Raw genomic sequence first — 2,954 nt, 5'->3', positions numbered from 1 at the left:
GAGAAGAACAGCACCTGCAGAATGTCACCCTGCGCAAAGGCGCCGATGATGGTGTCGGGGATGATGTTCATCAGGAAGCCGACGATCGTAGTGTCATGCGCCTTCTCGGTGAAGGTCGAGACCTTCGAGGCATCGAGTGTCGCCGGATTGATGTGCATGCCGGCGCCGGGCTGGATGACGTTCGACACAACCAGGCCGACGATCAGCGCCAATGTCGAGAAGACAAGAAAATAGATCATCGCCTTGCCGGCGACGCGGCCGACCTTGTGCAGGTCGGAGACTCCCGCGATGCCGGTCGCCACGGTGAGGAAGATCACCGGCGCGATGACCATCTTGACCAGCTTGATGAAGGCATCGCCGAGCGGTTTCAGCGATGCGCCCAGATCGGGATAAAAATGGCCAAGCAGGATGCCGGCGGCGATCGCCACCAGGACCTGCACATAGAGATGCCGGTAAAAGGGAACCTTGCCGCGCGGTTCGGCGGCAGCGATTGCTGTCTGCATGATATCCTCCGTTCGGCCCCCGATCGAGAACGCTCGACCTCCCAGGGGGCTGTTGACCTCCACAGCCTCGCGGCTGCTGCGGATGCAGTTGCAACGCGCGTGCCAGATGGCGCCCGGAATTTCGCTTCGTTGATTTTGCTGAATTTTTCGAGCTCGCGAGGTGCCCTTTCAGCGGCATCAGTGCGGTTATCCGCATAGGCAGAATTGCGCCTTGTGCGAAAACATGCACAAATACGCCATGCTGCAACGCCCCGCCGCTGCTCTCGCTTTGACGCCCGAACTGCTTGCCGGGCGGGCGCGGCGCGCCTGGCTGCTGTTCACGGCGGTGGCGCTGGCAATCATCGCGGCAGCGCTCTACGGCGCAGGCCTTTATGGCCGCTCGACGGAGATCGAGGCATTAGCCACGCAAGGACGCACGGACGCCAACCTCAAGGTCGCGCTGCTGCGCGCGGTGCTGGAAAATCCGCGCGCGCTGCCGCTGCTCCTGTCGGAGGACCAGCAGGTGCATGACGCGTTGACCGAGCGAAGCCCTGCCGCGATCGACGTGCTCAACCGCAAGCTGGAAGGGCTGGTTTCCGGCACCAAGGCCTCGGTGCTCTACGTCACCGGCACGGACGGTCTGGCGATCGCCTCCAGCAATTGGCGCGAACCGGTGAGCTTCGTCGGCAGCGACTACAGTTTCCGCGCCTATTTCTCAGGCGCGATGCAGACCGGCACCGCCGAATATTTCGCGCTCGGCAATGTCAGCAAACGTCCCGGGCTCTACATCTCGCGGCGCGTCGACGGCGCCTCGGGCCCCCTCGGCGTCGTCGTGGTCAAGATGGAGTTCGACCAGCTCGAAGCCGACTGGCACGAAGCGAACCGGCCGGCCTTTGTCAGCGACGCGCATGGCGTGGTGCTGATCACGAGTGTGCCCTCCTGGCGCTTCCTGACGACCGAGCCGCTTAGCCGGCCGGTGCTCGCCGAAATCCGCGCCAGCCAGCAATTCGGCGACGCGCCGCTGGTGCCTTTGCCGATCACGAGGCCGGAGGCGCTGAGCTCCGATGTCACGCTGGTCCATGCCATCGCGCCGAGAGGCAGCGATGCGGAATATCTGCGGCTCTCGACCGCTGTGCCATCAACACCGTGGCGGCTCGACTATCTTGTTCCAGCCGAAGCGCCGATCGCCGCCGCGCAGCGCGAAATGCGGCTCCTGGCTCTCGGCTTGCTTGTACCGCTCATCGCCTTGGCCGCCTATCTGTTATGGCGCCGGCAGTCCGCCCAGATGCGGATCGCCGCCGAACAGGCGGCGCGCGCCGAGCTGGAGCGGCGCGTCATCGAGCGCACGCAGGATCTCAGCCTGGCGCGCGACCGGCTGCAGGCCGAGATCGCCGACCATCGCAGCACCGAGGTGAAGCTGCAGGTGATGCAGCAGGAGCTGGTGCAGGCCAATCGCCTCGCCACCCTTGGCCAGGTCGCGGCCGGCGTCGCGCATGAGATCAACCAGCCGGTGGCGACGATCCGCGCCTATGCCGACAATGCGCGCGTGTTCCTCGAACGCGAGCAGAGCGCTTCAGCCAAAGAGAATCTTGGCGCCATCGCCGCGCTGACCGAGCGCATCGGAACCATCACAGAGGAGCTGAAAGCCTTTGCCCGCAAGGGCCGCACCGCTGCCGAGCCCGTCGAATTGCGCAGCGTGATCGAGGGCGCAGTCGTGCTGCTCAGGAGCCGCTTCGCCGGCCGGCTGGATGCCCTGGCGATCACGCTGCCGCCGCCGGCGCTGAAAGTAATGGGCAACCGGCTGCGGCTGGAGCAGGTGCTGATCAACCTGTTCCAGAACGCGCTGGAGGCGCTCGATGGCCGTGATGGCGCAAGGGTCGAAGTCTCCGCCGCCGAAACTGGCGAAGACGTGGCGCTGGTCGTTTCCGACAACGGGCCGGGTATCCCACCCGCGATCCTGAAATCACTGTTCACGCCCTTCAACACCTCGAAGGAGAAAGGCCTTGGGCTCGGCCTGGTCATCTCCAAAGACATCGTCGCCGACTATGGCGGGCGCATCGAGGTTTCGAGCAGCGACCAGGGCACACGCTTCACCATCCACCTTTCGAAAGCCGGCGCAGCATGACCACGAACGATCCCGCACCGGTGATCCTTATCGATGACGACAATGACCTGCTCAAGGCGACGAGGCAGACGCTAGAGCTTGCCGGCTTTGCGGTGTCGGCCTATTCGGTGGCGAGCGAAGCGCTGGCGACGCTCGACAGGAATTTCGCCGGCGTGGTTGTCTCGGACATCCGCATGCCGGAGATCGATGGGCGGCAGCTTTTCGGCCGCGTCTTGCATCTCGACCCCGATATTCCCGTGATCCTGGTCACGGGGCACGGCGACATCGCCATGGCCGTCAAGGCGATCAAGGACGGCGCCTACGACTTCATCACCAAGCCTTTCGCCACTGAGCGGCTGGCGCAGAGC

The 2,954-nt window shown here is 64.6% G+C and carries 3 protein-coding genes; 2 read left to right on the top strand and 1 reads right to left on the bottom strand.

All coding sequences use genetic code 11. The features are described from left to right. Window positions 1-503: cation:dicarboxylase symporter family transporter (locus EOA23_RS33195; RefSeq protein WP_127307168.1), on the bottom strand; the 503-nt coding region annotated here is incomplete at its 3' end. A 238-nt stretch (window positions 504-741) separates the two neighbouring features. Here EOA23_RS33195 and EOA23_RS33190 point away from each other — a divergent pair. After that, window positions 742-2,607 (top strand): ATP-binding protein, encoded by a 1,866-nt coding sequence (locus EOA23_RS33190; protein ID WP_127307169.1) that lies wholly within the window; start codon window positions 742-744, stop codon window positions 2,605-2,607. Next, the coding region (locus EOA23_RS33185; protein WP_127307167.1) for a response regulator at window positions 2,604-2,954 on the top strand (351 nt) is incomplete at its 3' end. The genes EOA23_RS33190 and EOA23_RS33185, both read left to right, overlap by 4 nt.

The sequence above is a fragment of the Mesorhizobium sp. M2A.F.Ca.ET.042.01.1.1 genome (assembly GCF_003997405.1).
Lineage (GTDB): Bacteria > Pseudomonadota > Alphaproteobacteria > Rhizobiales > Rhizobiaceae > Mesorhizobium.
The sequence above is the reverse complement of the archived record's forward strand: the minus strand, read 5'-3'. Positions and strand labels throughout refer to the sequence as shown.

Bases quoted from the DNA above. Each gene is read 5' to 3' on its own strand.
- EOA23_RS33190 (WP_127307169.1), top strand. From the start codon at position 742: ATGCTGCAACGCCCCGCCGCTGCTCTCGCTTTGACGCCCGAACTGCTT.